The organism is Clostridium sp. Marseille-Q5894 (genome assembly GCF_946902305.1).
Lineage (GTDB): Bacteria > Bacillota_I > Bacilli_A > Erysipelotrichales > Coprobacillaceae > Thomasclavelia.
On record NZ_CAMPPT010000001.1, the window covers coordinates 286237 to 309112 of the forward strand.

Annotated in this window: 18 protein-coding genes; 7 read left to right on the forward strand and 11 right to left on the reverse strand. The window is 30.1% G+C overall.

All coding sequences use genetic code 11. The annotated features are described in order from the left end of the window. The first annotated feature begins 271 nt into the window (after positions 1 to 271). Positions 272 to 6079: a lamin tail domain-containing protein gene (locus OC535_RS01315; protein ID WP_027089457.1), complete on the forward strand. Its 5808-nt coding sequence runs from the start codon at positions 272 to 274 to the stop codon at positions 6077 to 6079. Between the two features lie 148 nt (positions 6080 to 6227). Further along, on the forward strand, positions 6228 to 7340 hold the full coding sequence (locus OC535_RS01320) for an IS110 family RNA-guided transposase (protein WP_084300726.1): 1113 nt from the start codon (positions 6228 to 6230) through the stop codon (positions 7338 to 7340). 127 nt (positions 7341 to 7467) lie between these two features. Here OC535_RS01320 and OC535_RS01325 read toward each other — a convergent pair whose 3' ends face one another. From OC535_RS01325 to OC535_RS01335, 3 genes are read right to left on the reverse strand one after another with little or no spacing between them, the layout of a single operon-like run. Continuing rightward, positions 7468 to 8223, reverse strand: coding sequence for a hypothetical protein (locus OC535_RS01325; RefSeq protein ID WP_240474517.1), 756 nt, complete (start codon positions 8221 to 8223; stop codon positions 7468 to 7470). Between the two features lie 14 nt (positions 8224 to 8237). Then, a complete protein-coding gene (locus OC535_RS01330; RefSeq protein WP_261794259.1) occupies positions 8238 to 8366 on the reverse strand; it encodes a hypothetical protein in 129 nt (42 codons plus the stop codon). 48 nt (positions 8367 to 8414) lie between these two features. Further along, positions 8415 to 8630, reverse strand: coding sequence for a DNA methyltransferase (locus OC535_RS01335; protein WP_008792838.1), 216 nt, complete (start codon positions 8628 to 8630; stop codon positions 8415 to 8417). 5 nt (positions 8631 to 8635) lie between these two features. On the opposite strand from OC535_RS01335, the gene istB reads away from it, so the two are divergent. Next, the gene (gene istB, locus OC535_RS01340) at positions 8636 to 9388 is read left to right on the forward strand and encodes an IS21-like element helper ATPase IstB (RefSeq protein WP_027089460.1); all 753 of its coding nucleotides are present in this window, start codon (positions 8636 to 8638) and stop codon (positions 9386 to 9388) included. A 347-nt stretch (positions 9389 to 9735) separates the two neighbouring features. Here the strand turns inward: istB and OC535_RS01345 are convergent, their stop codons facing one another. Together OC535_RS01345 and OC535_RS01350 are read right to left on the reverse strand one after the other, a co-directional pair. Beyond that, the gene (locus OC535_RS01345; protein WP_024722851.1) at positions 9736 to 9948 is read right to left on the reverse strand and encodes a hypothetical protein; all 213 of its coding nucleotides are present in this window, start codon (positions 9946 to 9948) and stop codon (positions 9736 to 9738) included. Next, complete coding sequence (locus OC535_RS01350) at positions 9945 to 11351, reverse strand: IS91 family transposase (RefSeq protein ID WP_498822872.1); 1407 nt, start codon at positions 11349 to 11351, stop codon at positions 9945 to 9947. Before OC535_RS01350 ends, OC535_RS01345 begins: the two co-directional genes overlap by 4 nt. Before the next feature lie 156 nt (positions 11352 to 11507). On the opposite strand from OC535_RS01350, the gene OC535_RS01355 reads away from it, so the two are divergent. Beyond that, positions 11508 to 12713, forward strand: coding sequence for an ISNCY family transposase (locus OC535_RS01355; RefSeq protein ID WP_498822871.1), 1206 nt, complete (start codon positions 11508 to 11510; stop codon positions 12711 to 12713). Positions 12714 to 12908: 195 nt separating this feature from the next. After that, positions 12909 to 13778, forward strand: coding sequence for an IS21 family transposase (locus OC535_RS01360; RefSeq protein WP_051592759.1), 870 nt, complete (start codon positions 12909 to 12911; stop codon positions 13776 to 13778). Here OC535_RS01360 and OC535_RS01365 read toward each other — a convergent pair. The 4 genes from OC535_RS01365 to OC535_RS01380 all read right to left on the reverse strand — a co-directional run bounded on the left by OC535_RS01365 (position 13770) and on the right by OC535_RS01380 (position 18287). After that, a complete protein-coding gene (locus OC535_RS01365) occupies positions 13770 to 14111 on the reverse strand; it encodes a DUF6618 family protein (protein WP_494407233.1) in 342 nt (113 codons plus the stop codon). The genes OC535_RS01360 and OC535_RS01365 overlap by 9 nt on opposite strands. Before the next feature lie 9 nt (positions 14112 to 14120). Continuing rightward, on the reverse strand, positions 14121 to 14927 hold the full coding sequence (locus OC535_RS01370; RefSeq protein ID WP_051592760.1) for an ExeA family protein: 807 nt from the start codon (positions 14925 to 14927) through the stop codon (positions 14121 to 14123). After that, complete coding sequence (locus tag OC535_RS01375) at positions 14927 to 16225, reverse strand: TnsB C-terminal domain-containing protein (protein ID WP_027089463.1); 1299 nt, start codon at positions 16223 to 16225, stop codon at positions 14927 to 14929. Before OC535_RS01375 ends, OC535_RS01370 begins: the two co-directional genes overlap by 1 nt. An 820-nt stretch (positions 16226 to 17045) precedes the next feature. Then, on the reverse strand, positions 17046 to 18287 hold the full coding sequence (locus tag OC535_RS01380) for an IS256 family transposase (RefSeq protein WP_498822983.1): 1242 nt from the start codon (positions 18285 to 18287) through the stop codon (positions 17046 to 17048). 101 nt (positions 18288 to 18388) lie between these two features. On the opposite strand from OC535_RS01380, the gene OC535_RS01385 reads away from it, so the two are divergent. Both OC535_RS01385 and OC535_RS01390 read left to right on the forward strand, forming a co-directional pair. Then, on the forward strand, positions 18389 to 19936 hold the full coding sequence (locus tag OC535_RS01385) for a bacterial Ig-like domain-containing protein (RefSeq protein ID WP_498823079.1): 1548 nt from the start codon (positions 18389 to 18391) through the stop codon (positions 19934 to 19936). A 1025-nt stretch (positions 19937 to 20961) separates the two neighbouring features. Beyond that, a complete protein-coding gene (locus tag OC535_RS01390) occupies positions 20962 to 21213 on the forward strand; it encodes a hypothetical protein (protein ID WP_024722286.1) in 252 nt (83 codons plus the stop codon). 262 nt (positions 21214 to 21475) lie between these two features. Here OC535_RS01390 and OC535_RS01395 read toward each other — a convergent pair whose 3' ends face one another. Together OC535_RS01395 and OC535_RS01400 are read right to left on the reverse strand one after the other, a co-directional pair. Continuing rightward, positions 21476 to 22387, reverse strand: a complete 912-nt coding sequence (locus OC535_RS01395; protein WP_227052231.1) for a 4-hydroxy-3-methylbut-2-enyl diphosphate reductase — start codon at positions 22385 to 22387, stop codon at positions 21476 to 21478. 15 nt (positions 22388 to 22402) lie between these two features. After that, entirely contained in the window at positions 22403 to 22753 is a 351-nt protein-coding gene (locus OC535_RS01400; protein ID WP_024722283.1) for a hypothetical protein, read from the reverse strand. Positions 22754 to 22876: the final 123 nt, after the last annotated feature.

Genomic DNA, 22876 nt, shown 5'->3' on the forward strand with positions numbered 1-22876 from the left:
GGTTTGACGTTTTGTCAAATAATAGTTTGTAAGTGGCAGATTTGTAGGTTTCCAAACGAATTGAATTTCCTTATATCCAGTGGACTTAGTCTTTGTTAAATGTTAACATGGTTTATTTTAAAGTCTAATTTGCTATTTTAAAATAATTTTATCAAAGTAAATATTTAGTAAAGGTTATATAAAAGAAAATTAAGGAAAAAATTACTTAGTATTAACATACTTTGTTGATGATTTTGTTATATTACCTTTGTAATATCAGGAGGACGAAAAAATGACGAAGAAAAAATCAAATAAAGTAATTAAAGCCACAATGGCAACCTTGGTGACAACTCTTGTTGTAGGTAGTAATAGTGCTATTTCATTACAAGCAGTTAATAATGATAATAGTGACACAGCTATCTTAAATGAAAATAGTGTTACATCACCAATTATTATTAGTGAAATAGTTGCTGATAGCCACCAGAGTGATATGACAACAACTAGTGGTAGAGATGCATTTGAGTATTTTGAATTGTATAATACTAGTAATCAAAGTATTAATTTAGATGATTATCAAGTATTATATGATAATGGTAGTACTATTAGTGAGTGGAATTTACCTGCTAATACAATTTTACCAGCTAATGAAGCTTTGATTGTTTGGATTCAAAATGAAGAAAGTAAAGATTTAGATTTAGCTTTGTTTAGAGAATATTATAATTTGTCAGCTGATGAAGGACAAATTGTTAAAACTGAAAATATTGTTAGTGGTTTTTCTAATAGTGGTCAAAGAGAACTGCGAGTTACAGTAAAAAATACTAAACAAATTTTAAGTTCAGTTATTTATAATGATGAAGATGTTAAAGTACAAACAAAAAAAGGAATTAACTTTATTTACAATTCTGGTAGAATTCAAGAAAGTACTTTTAGTTATGACTTGGATCCTACACCAGGTAGTTTGATTGAACAACAAAAATTAGAAAGTAAGTATCAATTTGTAACAGTAAGTGATGGAATTGTTACCATTAATACTGTTCAAGAAATCAATGCCGGCGAAGCTTTGGTTGTAAAAGCTACGACTAATTTACCAGGAGTTATTTTAAAAGCAACTTTAAAGGTAAATGATAAAGAATATGATATGACATATGATAGTGACGGTAATTATGTTTATAGTGTCCCTGCTAGCGAAATTAGTAATGAGGATCTTTTAAATATTACTGCTACTTTTAATGATGGTATTAATGAAATTACTAGTGCAACTCAAACAGTTACTGTTAATGAAGGGGCGGTTGAATTTGCTTCACCATTGTTGATTAGTGAATTATCACCAAATAGTACTAATGTTTCTGGTAGTGATGCGTATGAATATTTACAGATTTTTAATGTTAGTGACCAAAGTGTAGCTGTAAATAATTACCAGCTTGTTTATGTTAATGGTAATAAAGAAACAGTTTGGAAATTAGATGATGATATTGTCTTAGATGCTAAAGAAGTATTAACAGTTTGGGTTGTTAATGAGACAGTAGAACAAACTGGCTTAACAGTTGCAGATTTTAATAATAATTATGGTACTAATTTTGTCGCTGGTGATAATTTTACAACTATTCATAGTGATGGAATGAGCAATAGTGGTACTCGTGGATTTAAAATTATCACTAATACTAATCAAGAATTAACATCGGTTAATTATACTGCTAGTGATTCTAGTAATGGTAAAATCGACACAGATGAAGCTATTTATTATAATTACACTTCAAATTCCGGAGTGCCAGTTTATGATAATGAAGTAACATTAGGAAAATTAAATAGTCAACAATTAATTACGGGGCGCTATATAACACCAGCGATTGTAGAAAACCCTGAAGTAGAAGTTGGGGCAGATAGTTTTGTAAGTGCAAATAGCAATTTCACTGTCAGTGTAGAAAATACTAATCTTACAAACACAATTATTGATGCTAAGTTAAATTTATATCAGGATGAAAATGTAGTAGCCAGCTATGATTTATCATATACTGATGGGATTTTAAAGGTAGATGTACTTGCTCAAGATTTAGCTGCTTATTCAAATTTAACATATGATGTTACTATTACTGATGGTTTTAATAAGGTGACTTCTGTTAAGAAAACTGTAGTAATCGAACAGCCAGGAATGATTGATCAAAGTAAGGTTGCCCCCTTGGTTATTAGTGAAATTATGCCTGATAGTTCTAATGTCGGTGGCAGTGATGGTTATGAATTCATTGAAATTTATAATAATTCAAATTTGGATATTAATTTAAAAGATTATAAATTGTATTATAATTATCCTGATCAAGGTGTAGATGGTGATGTTATCTGGTATGAAACTAATGAGGATAAAATTATCAAATCACATGATACATTAGTTTTTTGGATTAAAAATGGTGCTAATGATGATTTACAAATTAGTGATTTTAACAATAAGTTTAATACTAATCTAGATAGTGATCATTTAATTTCGATTTATAATGCTGGAATGGCAAATGGTTCGGCTCGTGGGTTAAAAATAACTTCTAATATTAAAGATGTTTTAGATTATGTTTTATATAATATGGATGGTGTTGATGATACTGCAGCTGATAAATCAATTGTATATCAAAATAGATATGATGGTTCAACTTTTACTAGTACGCTAATCGATAATAGCGCTGAACCAACACCAGGAACAGTAACTGAAAAACCTATGTATGAGGCTGTTTTACCAGAAACTGTTTCTTTGATAGAATACAAAGATCAAACACCAGCTACTTTTAATGAAGCTAACGATTTAACTTTCTCGCTTGATGCTAAATCTAACGATACAACAATTAAGAGTGTTTACTTGTATTTAAAAGATAATAATAGTGAAGATTTTGAAGTTTATAATTTATTACGTAATTCTGGTGATAATTTTTCAAAAACATTACCAGCAGTAGATTTATATAATAAATCATCATATACATATTATTTTGCTATTAGCGATGGTTATCAACAAATAACAACACCAGTTAGCACAGTTAATAATGAAAAACCAGTTTCTACTGGCGATCAAATTAATATTAGCGAAGGTGCGATTATTAACCAAACTGAACAAATTATTGGTACCGCTAATAATTTGATAATTGATGATCAGGATGTAACTGATAAAGCAGTCAAATCAATTAACGGAAACGCACGAATTGTTTTTGATACTACTCAAACAGATGTTTTCTTTAAAAATGCAGTTGCAATTGGAAATGATGTAATTGGCGTTTTCAATGAAGGTACTTATAGTGACTGGCGGACATATGCTTATGATATTAATGCTAGCTGTTTTGACAGTGATTCAAAAACAATTACTATTGCTTTCCATGCTGGTAATAAAGCTAATGCTTTAGAACACAATGTTGAAAATAACGATGACTTTACTATAAAGAATATTAGATTAACATTACCAGATGGTACAACTTTAAGAGCTGGTCAGTATAGTGCTGTTTATGGTCTAGGAGCAGTTGAACATACTGAAGATAACTGGAAACCAGATAGTCCAGTTGAAGTTAATGATATTACCCCTGAAAAAGAAATTAGTATGGGTGATGGTACAAGCAAAGTTGAAATTTTATATGCTACTTTCACATTAGATGATCAAAACTTTAATGCTTTACGTTATGATCTTGATACAACTGCGTTAGAAGATGGTACTCATAGTGTAACAAGTGGTAGCAAGACGGTATCATTTGTTAGTGATAATACCGCACCAGTTATTGAAACTAATATGGTTGAAGGTCAAATTTATCATAATGGAACTATTGAAGGTAGTGCCCAAGATGCTATTTGTGATACGAGTACTTTAATTGCTGCTCTTGATGGGGAAGGAATTGAATTGCCTTATGATTTCCGTTCATTAGAAATGGAGCCAGGTAATCATCAATTAGTATTAACAGCTTCAGATATGATTGGAAATGTTACTAGTAAGGTAATAAATTTTGTAACACCAGAAGAAAATGCAGCAATTAATGGGGAAATAACACCAGTAAGTGGGACAACTGTTAATGGTGATCCAACATTTAAAGTTACTGTAAGTGATAGTACTGATGATTTAATGCAGGTTGCTTTCAAACATGGTGAACGTTATCTATTAGGTGATGCTAATATTACTTCATCTAGTGGTATTAGTCAGATTGCCGGTAATAATACTCAGGATTTCAGTGGTGATTCTGGTGATGGATTCCCTTATCAACAGTTTGATGTTAAAGTAACTGGTGATATAAGTGATGATGCAACTGTTAAGATTGATTGGAAAGGTAAATCTAATAATCAAAAGACTTTTATGTATGCTTATAACTATGCAACTAATACTTTTGATAAATTAGATACGGTTATGGAAATTGATGGTGAAACCATGAAATTAACCGGTGAAGTAATATTAAAAGATCACTTACTTGATCAAACAATCAAAATTATGGTTCAAAATGGTGAAGGATATACCCCTGATCAATATAGAGAAGATTTTACTGGTGCAATGTCTAATCCAGCAGATACACCAAGAGAAAACTATGATTTTACATTTGCTGTTGAAAGTGATACTCAATATTATAATGAAGACTTTGATGGCAATCCAGATCAAGATGTTGATGGAAACTATCAATATCAATTAGATATTCATAATTGGTTATTAGCTAACCGTGAACGGATGAATATTCAGTATTTATTCCATGATGGTGATATTATTGATGATGAAGATCAAGTGCAAGAATGGATCAATGCTGACAATGCTTATAAAATGCTTGATGATGCTAATATGCCTTATGGTGTTTTAGCTGGTAACCATGACGTTGGTCATTTAAGTGGTGATTATACTTCTTTCTCCAAATACTTTGGTGAAGATCGTTATAATCAAAACCCATGGTATGGTGAAAGTTATCAAGACAATCGTGGACATTATGATTTAATTACTGTTGATGGCATTGACTTTATCATGGTATATATGGGGTGGGGTATTGGTAATCAAGAAATTCAATGGATGAATGATGTTTTAGCTCAGTATCCAGAAAGAAAAGCAATTTTGAATTTCCATGAATACCTATTAGCTAGTGGTGGTTTAGGTGAAGAGCCACAAAGAATTTATAATGAAGTCGTAGCTGTTAATCCTAATGTTTGTATGGTTTTATCTGGTCATTATCATAATGCTCAAACAGTAGTATCGCAGTTTGATGATAATCATGATGGTGTTAATGATCGTAATGTTTATCAAATGTTATTTGATTATCAAGGTTTAGCTCAAGGTGGTATGGGTTATATGCGTTTGATGCATTTTGATAATACAAATGGACAAATAATTATTAGAACATATTCACCTTCATTAGATGATTATAATGCTAAAGATGAAAGTAATATTGGTGATGTAGCTGATATTAATGGTGAAGAAGAATTTGTAATTAATTATAGCGATTTAGGAATTACACCAGTTCAAAAACAAATTGAAACAACAAATTTAGATGTTAATATTTATACTGATGATACTTTTGGTACAGTTAATGATGTAAGAAGTAATCAAGAAATCAGCTATACATTAGAAAATGCTCCTCATGGATTATTTGGCTGGTATGTTGAAATTAGTGATACTAATGGTGGTTTAACAAGATCAAATGTTAATTATGTTAATATTGATAAACAAAATATTAAACCAACAATAGTATTACCTGATGATGAATTTAATAAGATTGCTGTAGGAACAGATTTTGATCCATTGAAAGATGTTAAAGCTTTTGACAGTCAAGGCAATGATTTGACTAGTCAGATTGTTGTATTAGGTAGTGTCGATGTTGATAAAGCTGGTAGATACGAGTTGACATATCAAGTAACTGATTGCTTTAACAATGTTGCTATTGTAACTAGAGTAGTAGAAGTTGTTGAAAATGATGACGATCAAGATATCAATGTTCAACCAGGAAACGATAGTAGTGTAAATGGAAATAATAGTACTACTAGTTCATCTGCCAATGCACCACTTACCGGTGATCTTGCTAATAGTAATTATTTAACATTAGCAGTTGTAAGCTTAATGACTTTTATAATAATGATCAAAAAATATTTAAAAAATCTAAAAAATATTCATAAATAATGAATTAAATTACATAGAAATAGAGAGTGTAATATAAACTGTGTAAGTCAGTAGCGTACGGATTGACTTCACAGTTTTTATTGTGAAACAAAAACCACGTGCTATTGAAGTGAACCCAGAAAATTGGAAACTTTAAAAACCTATTGTAATTGACTTATTTAACTGTCATGAACCTTTCTTCTTTCCTAATAATTCTGATGGTTTTGATTCTTTTATCAAAGCTGTTAAAAAATTTAAATCACCTAGACATATTGTAGGCTTAGAAGCCACCGGTCATTACGGTGACAACCTTATCAGCTTTCTAATCAAACACGATTATGAGGTTGCTTTAATTAATCCATTAACCACTGATGCCAAGCGCAAGTCTAAAATCCGCAAGACTAAGAATGATAAAAAAGATACTTTTCTTATCTGTTCAGTACTCTTTGACAGAGACTATACTAAAGTCACTCAGCATAAACTCGATATGAAACAGGCTCGAGAATTAACCCGTTATCACGCTTCAATTACTGAAGATATCAATCAAAAGAAAAACCGTCTTCAAAAGTGTATCGATATCGTTATACCCGAGTTTAATTCATGGTTTAAAACCAAGTATTCCAAAACTTATATGGCTGTTTTAAAAGAATTTGGAAGTTCTTATAATTTAGCCAAAGCTAATCTTACTCATCTCAAAAACGTTCTAAACCCTAAAAACAAGGGGTATCATGTAGAGATAGATGCATCATCTCTTCGTGATAATGCAAAGAAATCTATTGGCGAAAATAACGAAGTTATTGCTCTTGAAATTAAGATGCTTATTGAAAATATTGAACTCTTAACCAGTCAGCTTAAAACTATAGACAAAAAAATAGAAGAATTAGATGCTAAACTAGATTCTCTTATCTTCTCGATTCCCGGCATTGGGATTTATACGGGAATGTCTATTTTAAGCGAGATTGGTGATATCCATAACTTCAGCTCTGCTGTCAAAGTCATGGGATTTGCAGGTGTAGACCCCGGTACTTATCAGTCCGGTGAATACAGCGCTCCTCAAACAGCATTGTCTAAACGTGGTTCGCGCTACCTAAGAAAAAATCTATATCAGTGCATTCTTACAGTATGCAAATACAATCTCACTTTCAATAAGTATTATAAACTAAAACGGTCACAAGGTAAATCCCATAGATGCGCCCAGGGCCATTCAGTACGAAAACTTATAAGAGTAATCTATAAATTATTGTCTGAAAACATACCATTTGATGAAAGACAGCTGATTTAAAAATATTTAACTTAATATTTTTAAAATTCTGCATAAAGCAGTAGTTTTCAGTGTACACAAAATTCACTTTTCAAAGAACTAAAAAATATTTCAGCTAATTATCAAAAATCACTTGATTTATATATAGTTAGCTTTCCTGTAAAAATTCTACTTCTCCATTCAGTATATTTTTTGTATTAGGTATCTGCAACCACGCTCTTTCAAGTTCATCATTGCAATATTCTCTCACTTTATCTGGCAGGCTTTCCCAGATTTCTTTAAATTGAAGTGATTGAGATAATCTCCACTCAGCTACATCTTCTCCTCCGTATTGACCATACTGATATTGATCGCATGCATCAAAATGTTTGTGAAATGCAATATTTTCAACACAATTAACTATCGCTTCTTTTACTTTAATGTTTTGTAATTCTTCATTTGATAACTGACCTAAAATATGATATGGAATATTTACATTCATAGTGGTTAAACGTATAATTATTTCTTCGATTGAAAAATTGGCATTACTTGACAATTCATTCAGATAGTCGAGTATTTTATTCCCCTCGTTATATTTATCATTTAGAAACAGGTATAAGTTATCGTCTAAGTCATTATTACCACTTAACTTAAAACTGTGAAAACTTATATCAGTATATGGTTCAGCATATAGATCCCCAAATCTGTCACCTCCAGGATAATTAATAATCAATTCCGTTTGATTTGTTAGATGAATAATATCTCGATGATCATAATAAAAATCGTTTCTTTCATCAATGTTTTCCCAACTAAACTCATTTTCAGGAAATTCAATTTTAATGTATGATATTACATCGTGTATTTTTAGTTGTTTTGTTTTTTCGATAAGATTTTCAATTTTAGTTTTGATTAATTTATTTTCCATATTTTTTCTCCTTGTTATAATCCTAAATCATAATCATTTTCTAATTCCTCATATCCGACAATACTTTCATTAGAATATGTAATACGATTGATATCAATTATAGTAGCTTCTTTATTCAGCTGTTCTTCTATATTTTTTTTCATTAGATTAAAATTTTCTTTTGCTAAATTTCTTTTTTCTTGTGAGGTATTTTATATATTTTCAACTCCTTCAATAACGATTGCATTTCTAGACATATTCAATGCAGCCACGGCTAAATTACTGCTTCCAGCAAACTGATCAAGAATAATTTCATATGGAAGCGATATATAACCGATTATTTCCTCTAGCAACTCGACAGGTTTTTCAGCCTGATGCACTCTCTTAGTTATACTTTTTGGTTGATAGTTAAACTGCGAAGGAAGCATACCTGATGTTCCGCTCATGTAATGAACAATTAAATTATTTAAAATTGAAATCAGCATATTCATATTTAAATTCATTAATAATGAATAATGAAATAGATGAAGAACAACTACAGGTAATGCATAAAATATTGAATAAGGAAGTAATAGCCAAGGAGGAAAATAACAGACTTTATAATGTAAAGGTAGCAGCATTTCCTTTCTTAAGAAAAGTTGACGATTATGATTTTAATTTTCAGCCAGGCATAAAAGAAGAAAAAATAAGATCGATTATTGAATCGGATTTTTATGAAAACGCAACAAATGTTGTTTTTATAGGTAATCCAGGTACGGGGAAAACGCACTTAGCAATAGCAATTGCATATACAGTAGCCATTAGACGTAATAGTGTATATTTTATTAAATTTAATAAATTAATCAATATTCTAAGACAGGCATATAACGAGGGCACTTTAGAAAGAAAAATAAAACTATTTTATAAATATAAACTGCTAGTCGTTGATGAAGTTGGATTTAATGAGATATCACCATTGGAGGCCAAATTGTTTTTCCAATTGATTGATATACGATATACGAAACGATCTACAATTTTTACCAGCAATATTTCCTTTGATAAATGGCCACAGATATTAGGCAATGATGAAATGATAACTAAAGCCATAGTAGATAGAATTCTTCATTACTCATATTTATTTAATATTACAGGACCATCTTATCGAATCAAGGATAAATTGAATCCTAAAAAAACTGAGAACACTTAAGTGCAACAAATTGGTCAAATTATCTTGACTTTTATAAGGTATACATAATTGACAGTTAAATAAGTCAATTACAATATACCAGGAACGATAAAAATTAGTTTTTATCAGATATCTTAATTGTTTAAAACGTCGCTCTGTTAAAATTCAACGATTATGTCACCGCAAAATTCAGCGAAAATGTCACCAGTATTCTCTTTGTTAAAATTATCCTCTATCATGTTATATGAAGGAGGTTTTTTTATCTAATAGGAATTTCGATTCGTTTAGGTATAAAATAAAAATATCCAACCATAAGGGTACATTTATTGGCTGGATATTTTTATGTGGCTAAAAAAGTGTTAGAAATATCATTTTTTCCTAACCATTCTTCCATTGCATTTTGGACACTGACAGCTGTATCCTTGATTCTCTTTACCTGAATATATTTCTTCACCTAAAAACTCTTCTAGTATCCATTCCGGTACTTCTTCTTCATAACCACATCTCTTACATTTCATCGGTATCATTACCTCTGGTTCCCCTAATAATTCTGCTAGTTCTTCATCGGTCAGATTGATCACTTGTTTACCTTCTTCCTATGCTCATAGCTGTATTTTGCTTTGAGAATCTTTCGGTCACGATATTCTCTGTCATTTTTATCGTTTCCACCAAATGGTTCATAGCTTTCTTTATATTCCATTGTTTCTCCACATTCACAAAGCAATGGATCCCGTTGAAATGATTTTATCATATTATATCTGAAATGTAACTCTTTTTGTCTCTTTTCTATCATCACCCTTCTGTCATTTTTTAGTTCTTCTACTCTTTTTTGTTTATGGCTCAACAGTTCAGCCATCCTGTTATAGGTCTTTATTGATTTATTTGAATAAAAACCAAAATATCTTACCATCTTGAAGTTCTTTTCAGGACAGTGCATCAATACCTTGTTAAGAAAACTGTAAACAGATTCTGTGACATCTACACGCTTATTATCTTCATGACGATGATAGAACCAATGAATCATTTTCTTATCATCATCATAGTTTACTATCCTGCTTTCAGCCATTATTGGTCTGCTGGTATAACGGGTTATATATTGAACACATTTTTCAATGTCGTCCTTAGTCTGTTCATCTTTGATTTTTGGAGCATAGACATAGAACCCTTCCTCGTATTTTCGGTAGAACCAGCTTTTAAGGCTTTGAAATTCTTTGTCGTTGCCAATGTGTCTGTCAAGATAGCTGAGTAATTGATAACGCCATGTCTGGCGAAGTTTTTTATAGTCCATATAACTGAAGTTTTTGATTTTGTCATCTTTAGAATCATAAGCATCTTCGCATACCAGAACATGGATATGCGGATTCCAGTCAAGAGGTCTGCCAAAAGTGTGCAATGAGGCAATGGCACCAAAGATCACATTATCAGTTGTATCTTTGTAAAGATATTGAGATTTATTGCTTTTTTTATGATAGAAGATACCTTTCTTTTTTTCAAGACGCTTTTGTCTGCGATATTTTCTGTCGTTGAAAAGGGAAGCCAGAGTATTTCTGGCAACGACAAAAAGACCATCAAGCAGTGATCGGTTTTTGATAAAGTAGAAGCGAAGCTGAGCAGGGATGGTAAAGACGATATGACGATGTTTGGATTTAAAAGCCATAGAGCTGACATAAGCAGCGCGTCTTTGACTGGATTTAGAACCACATTTGGTACAGTATCTGGAACTGCAGGTATGAGCAACAATAGTTTCATTGCCGCAGTTAGGACAGACAAAGAGATCATAACCAAGATGGATAGAAGAACAAAGGATAGTTTTTTGAACATTATCAAAAGAAACATCCCTGAGTTTGCCTTTATCATGTAGATTAATGATATAGTCGTAATTGTCAAAGAAGATATATTTAAAAGTATTTTTACCGTCTTTTTTAACAAACTGCTTAAAATTAAAAAGACCTAATGTATCAGAAGGAACAGATAAATCGATCATAAAGTCATCTCCTAAAATCATTATAATACCAAAAAGGATGAAAGGCATTTAAAATGCACTATCACCCAGGTGGACAAAATTTATTTTGTCCCTTTTTTATTGGACAAAAAAGAAATTGTTGATCTGTTGTCTAAAAAAATAAATGGTGATTTAAATATGTCTTATGATCAATTATCTATTCTTACTGGCTATTCTAGGCGTCAACTTATTCGTATTTCTAAATCATTAAAAGAAAAAGGTATAGATTCCACTTTGATTCACGGCAATAAAGGTTTGGCCGCCAATAACCGTGCTTCAAATACTGAAGTTGACTATATCGTCAATTTCAAAAAACTATACCCTAATATCACTATATCACAATTTAGAGATATTTATCTTGAAGATGTTATTTTCAATCCATCTAAAGAGCTTGATGTTCTAAAATATCAGCTTAAACCTAGAAGTATTTCATTCTTTCAGCGCCTTTATAAACAATTCAAGTGGTCATCTCCGGTAAAACATAGAAGTCATAAAAGAGCTTCTCCTCTACATTTATTAAGAAAAAGAAGTCCTCGAGCTGGTATGCTTATTCAAGTTGATGGAACTCCTTTTGACTGGTTTGGTAATGGTCAGCTCTACACATTACATATGGCTGTAGATGATGCAACCAATGATATACTTGCAGGATGGTTTACCAAAAACGAATGTATGTTTGGATATTGTAAAATAATGGAACTGATTATTAGAAAAAAAGGAATTCCCATAGCGATTTATTCAGACAAACATACTATTTTTAAAAGTTCTGAAGGTAATACGACATCTTTTGGATTAATGATGGAAAAGCTCGGTATTGAAATGATTTTCGCTAATACATCACAAGCAAAAGGATTAATAGAAAGATACAATGGAACCGCACAACGAAGATTACCGAATGATATTATTAGATTTAAAATAAAAGATTATGATCAGCTAAACTTATGGTTCAATGACTTCTATATAAAATATCTAAATGAAAAATTTGCGCATTTACCCATTGATCCAATCTATGAATTTGTAGAATTAACCGAAAATTATGATTTAAATTTAGTATTTACAATTTCAAATAAAAGAAAAATCGTTGAAGGTAATATGTTTTCTTATGAAGGTTATTATTATGTTCCATATGATAATAATGGAGAAGTCATAAAAATCAGATCATCAACGGAAATTACTGTTTTATATTTTGTGTTGGAAAACAAAGTAAGAATGAAATATATAGGTAGAATTTATGATTGTGCAATAGTTGGTACTAATCATAAAAACAGAAAAGTTGTGATTAACAATCACAAAGACTTAAATAATCTCATCCAAGAATTAGACAATAAAACAAAGGGTTCTCACTAGTTGAACCCTTCTTCATTTTTGGTGACATTTTCGCTGAACGTTAACAGTTTAAAACGTCGCTCGGTGATAGATCTTACTTGTTATGAATGTAGAATTATAAATGATACTATTAATACGTACAAAAATGATCATATAAAAATGTACAAAATCAATTATATATAATATAATAATCCAGTTTTATTGGAGGATTATATTATGATTATGAATTTATCAGTTAATTCAAGTATCGAAATCAAATCTTTACTTGAATTGAAAGTATTAATAGAGGAGTTAAAATTGAAAGTTAATAAATCACAGATTGCAAGAGAGCTTGGTGTAGATAGAAGATTAATAGATAAATATATGAATGGTTATACCAAGCCAGAGAAAAGAAAAAGAAAAAGTAAGTTAGATGATTTCTATCATATAGTATATGACTTGCTTATCAACCAGAAAACTCAGGTTTTCTTTTATAAAAGAGTTTTATGGCAGTATCTAAAAGATAATCATGGATTAGAATGCTCGGCTTCACATTTTAGAAAATGGATCAGTCAACATGAAGAATTCAACAAATATTTTAATGGAAAAACAAACAGAACAGTAAATGGTGAAGTTAGAAATTGTTCTACTAATCATCAGGCAATCAAAAGAGAGAGTGGTATGGGAGTTGAAGCACAACTAGACTGGAAAGAAAGTATGAATTACACATTAAAAACTGGTGAAGTTATTAATTTGAATATCTTTGCCCTTGTTTATTCCTATTCAAGATATAGTGTTAATTTTATATCACTTACCAAGAAACAAGGAGCTCTATTTCATTATCTTGATCAGGCTTTTGAATCAGCAGGTGGTATACCTGATATCCTAAAGACCGATAACATGAAAACGGTTATGGATGAAGCAAGAACAGAGTATTCGAGCGGAAAAGTCAACGTTAAGTTTCAACAGTTTGCAGATGATTATGGATTTATGGTGAAACCATGTATTGCCGGAAATGTTAAACTGCAAACTCTCCCCACTTTGCAACTGCAAATTAAAATAATCAGATTTTTATACTTTTTGAATTGTAACCGCAAATTATTTTAACTTGTTATCTGTTAAATAAAAAAAGAATGCAATTATGCATTCTCTTGTTTTTTCATATATCGCTTTTATTCCATATGCTATTTTTAAACTTATTTCAATATCTTCAAATACTTCATATATCGCTTTCATATTCCAATAGACATCTCTTGGATGTGCAAGTTCTACATTTTTTCTAATATCAATAAAATGTATGCACCATTCATTTAATAAATGCTCCATCTGACACCATATTATTTTATCTTTTATTTTTATTGAAAAATCATATACTGGTGTTATTACCAGTCCTTCTATTGTTCCTACACACTTTTCTTCTTGTGAATTTCTATATATAATCCATAATCATTACCCAATCATCAATTCCTTGCTTGCTTTCATTATTAATTCACTATCTATTACATCTTTTTTATAATGCATTCCCAGTATCAGACTCTTGTTTATTAAAAGGTTGAGTATTCTTACAGAAGTATTCATTAATGAATATAGTGTATGATAACATTCTTCTTTGAAAAGATCGCTTCTGCAGTTAACTGATTTGAGTCTTGAGACAACATAGTTTTTGACCTCTTCTTCATTGAAGCCAGTAAATGTATAATTCATATTGATGCGTTGTCTAAATGGTTCAAGTGATTTGAGTCTTAATGTTCTTAAAAATTCATTCTGCCCTACAAATATAAGTGTGCAGTAATCTTTAGAATCATAATCAAAATTCATAAGCATGATGAATTCTCTGAGTACTTCTTTTCTTAAAAACTGTGCCTCATCAACAGCTATGATGACTTCCATCTTGTTTTCTGATGTCAGTCTTTTGAGTTCTTCCTGTATCTGATTGAACATTTGCGATTTCTTCGTTGTTTCTTCCAGACCAAGTGCATCATTAAGCATACGATAAAAATCAATCGCTGTTATAGTTGTCATGCATATATAGATGACGACATAACGATTTGGATTGAGTGATTCAAGTGTCTTTCTTAAACATGTCGTCTTTCCCATTCCTGGACTGCTTAAAAATACACCAATACCCCTTGAACGTATGATAAAATCCAGTCTATTTGTCATCTGATTGAAATCATTCGATGCATAAAGTGTTGAAACTGTTGCATCCTTGGTAAAAGGATTTTTATCCATTCCATAATATGTTGTCATTTCCATCAGTAAATGATCTCCTCTCTTCTTGTTTTTCCATTTTCAACTCTATCTGTTCTCTTTAGGAATACTTTTTTCTTTTGTGATGTATCATAAAGATATGTTCCTTCAAAAGTACGAGGATTATAACGAATAATAACTCGAATCCCTATATAAACAGAAGGAACATCAAATAATACATTCTCTATAAGAACTGTTGAATCTCCATTAACCTTTCTTGTCGTTTCATGAAGAAATACATCATCAAGCCATGAAGAATAATCAGCCGGTGATTTATTGGAAAGTCTTGATACTTCAATATCTCTCATATCATACATATACCTTTCAAATGGTGTATGATTATCGTGTTCATCATCTTTCATGGATGAATGGACCGTTCTGTTGTATTCATTGATCCATTTATTGAGATCATCATTCAATTGATGGAGTGACTGATAATCACTTCCTTTATGTACATCTAAAAATCTCATTTTCATGGTATGAAAAAATCTTTCAATAACAGCTTTTCCCGTTGGAGAATAAGGGGGATTATAGATAATCTTAGTTCCCAATTTTGCTTCTATTTCTTTTGTGCTCTTATTTTTATAGCTGCTTCCATTATCTAAGATAATGACTTTGCTTCTCCCATACCTTAAAACAGCATCATGCCACACTTTTTGAAAGTTGACTGCATTATCATTGAAAAAGAATTCAGCACCAACGATCATCCTTGAATGATTATCAATAATAGCTATCAGATATGTTTTTCGATATTCTCCATTTTTATCAAAAATATAAAATGTATGACATGTATCAGCTTCATATCCATCACATGAATGGGCAAATTCCCAAGCCCTTCTTTCTTTGGTCAGTGTTTTACCCTGTCCGTTTCTTAAACCACTGTTTTTGATATAACGCTGAACCGTATCTACCGAACAGTCTCCTTGATTTAACACACCATCTTCGATCATTTTTTCATAGATCATAACTCCTGTTATTTTAGGATATTCTTTAATGAGATTAGCGATATATTTCTTATGTTCCTCATCAAGTTTCCTGACTCTCCCAAGATCGAGTCTATCTTTAGGCATAAGTCCTTCAAAGCCAAATTTTCTGTAAATATGGAGCCAGTATTTCATTGTCTGTCCAGAAAAGTGGCGTTTTGTACCATCAGGCCATTCAATTTCACTGTTTCCAATGCGCTTGAAATAGGCAGTTATAGAATCATCAGTAAATGTATGTGAAACAACTGGCGCAATCATCGAAAATTTGACCTGTGCTACAAGCTTTCGATACTCATAGCTGTCTGTTTTTTGTATATTCATATTATTTTACCTCCTGATTTGAGTATAGAACAGACAATCATGAAATGACATTGCCAACATATTTATTTGATTATCTTTCAAGAACGATCAGGATATTGATTGAAACAGCTTGCGACTGTTTTGAAAAAGAGTATGAAGAGTCATACCGAAAATATCACTGATGAGACTTTCGTAGTCATAGATCAAATGAATGAAGAAATGCATATGATATTTATTTTTTAAAAAGCTGAATATCCTTAAATAATATGAATATTTTTTTATCCAGCGGTAAAGTGTTGAAACAGATATCTGAAATATATTGACGATTTTTTCAATGGTCAATGAAGAAAACATCTTCAAAGAGAGGACATGAAGTACAAAAAATATGGAATATGATGAATGAGGTATGATAAAAGAAGCAGGCAAAATAGAATGAAAATGACCGTCATTACGGCAGTACATCACAGGGACTTCAAGCATCTGATCATCAATTTGGCCATTATGAAAAGAGATATAATGTCTCTGATAGGACTGATAATATTTGATATTGGAAGATTTACAGACGATGCCGTTATGAGTATGTAAAGATGACAGCTCCAAATGATTGAGACAGTAGAATTCGAAATCGCGGATTTGTGAAAAAGAAGGTTCATTATAGAATTTAATATTTTGAGAATCAAAAGCTGACTTGATATTGAGTATAAAATCCTGTATCATATAATTTGTATCATCAGTATCAACTGACGATTGAAAAGGGAATGTCAAGAAATTTGTGTAAGTAATTTTATTAAATTGTCAAAGAACTATAGAAATGACTTATATCGAGTATATATAGGTCATTTTATTTTTCTAAATATTTTTGGATTCTTGTTGAAAATCTATCATCCATCATTAATTGATTCATAACCATTGCCCAATTTGATACACGCCCACCTGACCATTTTTTCGATAATTCAAGAACTCTTAAATATAACACTTTTAATACCGCTGTCTCATTTGGAAATGCTCCTTTTTTTATGACCTTTCTAAAACTTGAATTGACACTTTCAATTGCATTGGTTGTATACATAACTTTTCTGATGGCTGATCCATAATCAAACAGCTGTTCTACATGATGAATGTTCCTTTCCCATACATCAACTGCTCCCGGATATTGTTTCCACTCATTCTTGAATGTTTCAAATGCGTTTTTGGCCGCCTTTAAACTAGGAGCTCCATAAACTTTTTTCAATGATTGTGTAAATCGCTTATAATCCTTGCTTGGGACATATTTAATAGAATTCCTTATAAGGTGGACAATACATCTTTGTACCACAACATTGGGAAATATTGCTTTCGCACCATCTTCAAGTCCACTAACACCATCCATAGATATAAAGAAAACATCTTCCACACCTCTCGCTTTGATTTCATCAAAAATCTGCATCCATTTATGCTTGCTTTCTGTCTCGTTTAACCATAACCCCAGTATTTCCTTGTTTCCATTGATGTCATAGCCTAAAACAGCATATACAGCATATTCCTTTACCTCATAATCATTTCTTACTGTCACATATAAACAGTCAACAAACAAGAATGCATAACATTGAGATAGTGGTCGGTTTTGCCAGTTTTCCAGTTCAGGAATGATAGCATCGGTTATATCGGAAATCATTTCATGAGAAACCGAAAATCCATAGATATCTTCAATTGTGGTTGATATATCTCTTTGAGACATTCCTTTTGCATACATTGAGATGACTTTATTTTCAATGTCCGAAACATCTCTCGTTCTCTTAGGAATAATTTGCGGTTCAAAAGATGCCTCCCTGTCTCTAGGTATATTAATATCTAATTCTCCTCTTGATGTTTTTATTTTTTTAGGAGAATAACCATTTCTTCTGTTTAATGTCTTTTTTTCTTCTTTACTGTTAGATGCATAACCAAGATGGTTGTTCATTTCTCCCTGAAGCATTGATTCAAATAATGGTCCAAAAATATCTTTTAAAGCTTCATCCATATCCTGTGCTGATTGTGGATTATAAGTATCAATAATTTGTTGAGCCAAAGCTACTGTTTTTGGATCTCTTTTTATTCTTGCCATATTTCATTAACCTCCATATTTTTAATTTTGATAATAAGAAAAGTGTGTAGCAGTAATATAACACATATTACTTACTTACACACTTTATTTTACACTCCCCTATAAGTACTCCTGCAAAAACGGAATACATTCAAGGGCAGGCTCTTGATTTAACAGGAGTAACGATTATTGCTAAATATAATGATGGAACAAGTAATCCAATCAGTGTTGAAAATGAAATGGTTAGTGGATATGATGCTAATAAGGTTGGAAAACAAACAGTTGTAATTACTTTTGAAGGAAAAACAGCAACATTTGAAGTTGAAGTGTTAGCTAAAGAAATAACTAAGATGGAAATAACGGCACCATCAAAATTGGAATATGTTGAAGGTCAGGAACTAGATTTAACTGGGGCATCAATACTTTTGACATATAATGATAGTAGTTCGAAAACTATTTCAATTACTAAGGATATGATCAGTGGTTATGATAATAGCAAGATTGGTAAACAAGTTGTTAATGTAACATATCAAAATCAATCTGCAACATTTGAAGTAAATGTAATAAAAAAAGCAATTACTAATATTGAAATGAATTCTTTACCAAATAAAGTTAATTATATTGTCAATCAAACATTTGATATTACTGGGGCAACACTTAAAGTAACTTATAATAATGATGAAACAGAAATTATTACTGTAACTAATGAAATGGTTACGATTCCTGCTTTATCATCATCAGGAAGTAAAACAGTTAAAGTTGTTTATGATGGCTTTGAAACAAGTTTTAATATTATCGTTAGAAATAAGGCATTAACAGCAATTGAAATCTTTAAAGCACCTGATAGAGTAGAATATATTGAAGGTCAACAATTGGATATAACAGGTGGTAAATTATTGTTGATCTATGATGATAATTCTAAAGAAATAATTGATTTAGATTCTACTATGTGTAACGTTGATATGAATCAAATTGGTGAAAAAGTTGATGTTGAGGTATCATATAATGAATTAAAAACATCTTATTCAATTAAAATTGATGCTAAGACTGTTACTGCAATGAAATGGATCGAAGAACCAGATATTTTACAATTTAAAGAAGGAAAACCATTTATATTTAGTGGTAAATTAGAATTAACATATAATAATGGTAGTGTAGAAATTATTAATGCTAATAGTGATGATTTTATCATTAAAGGATATGACAACAGTAAAGTTGGTCAGCAAGTGATTGATATTGTTTGTAAAGGAACTAATGTTTCAGTTGATCAAACAGTTGAAATATTACCTAAAACATCTATAGGTTTAGTGATCCAAACATTACCAACTAAAACTGTTTATGAAATGGGTGAAGAATTTAAAATCGATGGTTTAGTAGCTGCAATCGTTTATGATAATGATACAGTAGAAATAATTCCATTAGAAAAATTAATTATTTTTAAACCAGATATGAATAAAGTAGGAAAACAAAAAATCAATCTTTCAGATGGAAAATATAAAACATCATTTGAAATCGAAATCATCAAAAAAGAAACAGCTCAAAATGATACTCATGTAGCTGTAAATACAAGTGATGATACGTCGATTGCAATTCATAGTGGTACTTTAGCATTAACATTATTGACAGCTGTAATTTCTTTAGTAAAAAAGAAAAAAGTAACAGTATCATAAATAAAATTACAATCTCAAAATAAATTTCTTGATAGATTGTTAATTAATAGGATAAATTAAAAAATGATGTTAGATTAAGAATATAATGATTAGGGTAGCTAATATGCGTATCGATAATGATTAAAGGAAAATTTTAATAATATAAAAATTAAAGTTTTCTAATAACAGTATGGCTAGAAAATAGTTTTAATTATAGAAGTTATTATTTGATACAAATACTATTAAAAAAGTAGTTATAAAAATAGAAGCTTTACAAAACAATCTAAGATTTCGATTAAAAGAGACTATTCCATAATATAAGGTATTGTGACTCATATTATGGAAAAAGTCTCTTTTATATTTACATTATGCTTTGATCAATTAAAATATTAATCATAGATAATTAGTTTTATGATAATTTTAAATTATAGATTTAATGAATATATTACCAAAAATATTAAAAACTGTAGTTGATAATGAATATAAATATTTATTATCTGATGAAGGAATCATAGATAAAAATAGTATGTCATTATATAAAAACTAATGTTATACAGCATAAATTGATATTTTATGAGTATATATCTGTATGATGAAATTTAAGATTGGAAATTAGTTTGAATACATGCAAATATTATTTAATATATTTTTTTAATATATGATAAATATCGATTAGTTTTTATTTAAAGCATTTCACCAGTCATTTTTAAATCAATATAAATCATATTAATAAGATAATTTTTAAAAGTTACGACCGTTTAATTGAATATCAAACCATTAAATGGGGAAATGAACAATATCATTATTTATTATGTTATAGTAAAGGTAAGTAAAACAGCTAAAAGAAATGATACTTCTGTTTATTATGTGAATAAGTTATGGTAACGTTAAATAGTTTTAATTTCATCAAATAGGTAAGGGAAAATAAATTAAAGGAATGATAAGAAAGTAATTAAATATGAATTTGAAGTATTAGAAAAATTTCTTTTCTGCTTTATTAAAATATTTGCGTCTATTAATGAAGTTAGACAGAAAAGGAGGAAATTATGTTAAAACATATTAGCTGTTTATTCACGGGATGTTCATTGATTATTGCTATCACTCCTATTGATGATTGTCAGAGAATTCAATATGTATCAGGACATGATATTTGTCGAATTGTTTTAAGTAAATTAAAAACATCAGCAAAACCAAGAGCTCGTTATGAACTTACTGGCAAGTTTATTCTAGAATGTGAACCAAGACATTCAGGTCCATGTATTACTGAATATTGGGAATATAAGATCGGATCATTATAATTATGAAAAATAATAAAAATTTATTTATAGCACTTTTTTTAATCGTTTGTATAATTGGTATGCTGATAGTTAGATATTGTTATGATCAAGCTATTATTAATAGTACAACTGCAATAGTTTTAAATGAAATTTTAGGTTTTCCCTGCGCAGTTGTGATTATATATAGTTTAATAATGCATGTTAAGAAAAAGAAAAATTAATTCTAACTTTTATTTAATAAATAATAATTAGTATTGGAAAAGCTCCTAAATCTAGGAGCTTTTTAGAGTATTTTATTTAGATCAATTTTTGGTTTTGGATGTGTTGATGAATCATTATAATTAAATTGTTTTAAATAATTAATGACTTGATTAGTTAAATAAGTAGGGGTAGAAGCGCCTGAACTTACGGCAGCAGCTTTTTTATCCTTTAACATTTCTAATGTAATATCATTAACACTTTCAATCATATAAGTAGTTTTATTAGCTTTATTACAAGCAATACTAGCTAATTTTTTGGTATTATTTGAATGTGGATCACCAACAATAAAAACAACATCAACATCATCGTTAATTTTAGCAATGGCTTCTTGCCTGATCGTAGTTGCCTGGCATGTTTCTTTAGCAATAATTAAATTAGGAATCTGTGTTTTAGCATATTCACATAAATCATAGACATCATATAAAGACATGGTTGTTTGGTTGGTAATAACATATTTTAAATTTTTGTCTAACTTATCTAAATCTGTTTTAGTTTCAATTAAATGAATATGTTCATAATTAATAGATAGGGCACCTTCTGATTCAGGATGTCCATTTTTACCAATATAAAGAATTTCAAACCCTTTATTAAGATAGTCTTTTATTAAATCATGAGTCTTGATCACATCAGGACAAGTTGCATCGATTACGTTTAGATTTTTTTCAAGCGCTTTTTTTATGACATTATCACTAGCTCCATGAGCTGTAATAATTACGGTTCCTTTATTAACTTCTTCTAACAATTCTTCTCTTGAGGCACCTTTTTTATCGATTGTTTTAATCCCTAAATTTTCAAGGGCATCAACAATATATTGATTATGAACAATCATTCCTAATATATAAGTATCTTCATGATGTGCCTGTTTTTTTGCTGTTTCTATTGCTCTGATAACACCTTTACAATATCCACGAGGAACAATTTGATAGACTTTCATTATATCACCTCAAAGTTATTGTATCATATTTTCAAACTGTACGTCATTATCAGTAGAGTTTTTTATTTTTTCTTCGTTGAGCGGAGTGATATTTTGTTCTACTTCATCAAAGTCAATATCATTAATATGATTTACTGCTTGAATAACGCGAAAGGCATTTTTAGTATTATTAATTATTGGTCGGATTTGATATATTAATGGAATTATTTGGTTGATCGTATATATTGTTTTAGTAGCATAATGTAATGATTTTTGGATATTAGCTCGGGTTTTCATTTTACGATTAATTGGATATACTTGATTCATAGGATAGATTTGTGGATTAAAGTTATCATAGTAGAAATTCTCATCATAAAATGGGTTCATACTATCCCTCCTTTTATTATAGTTTATGTGTTTTTTTTGTATGTGTGCCAGAAACAAAAGATAAATAAGTATTTTTTTTAATAAGTACATCAAAATAGTTTTAAAGCTCTCTTACCAATAATA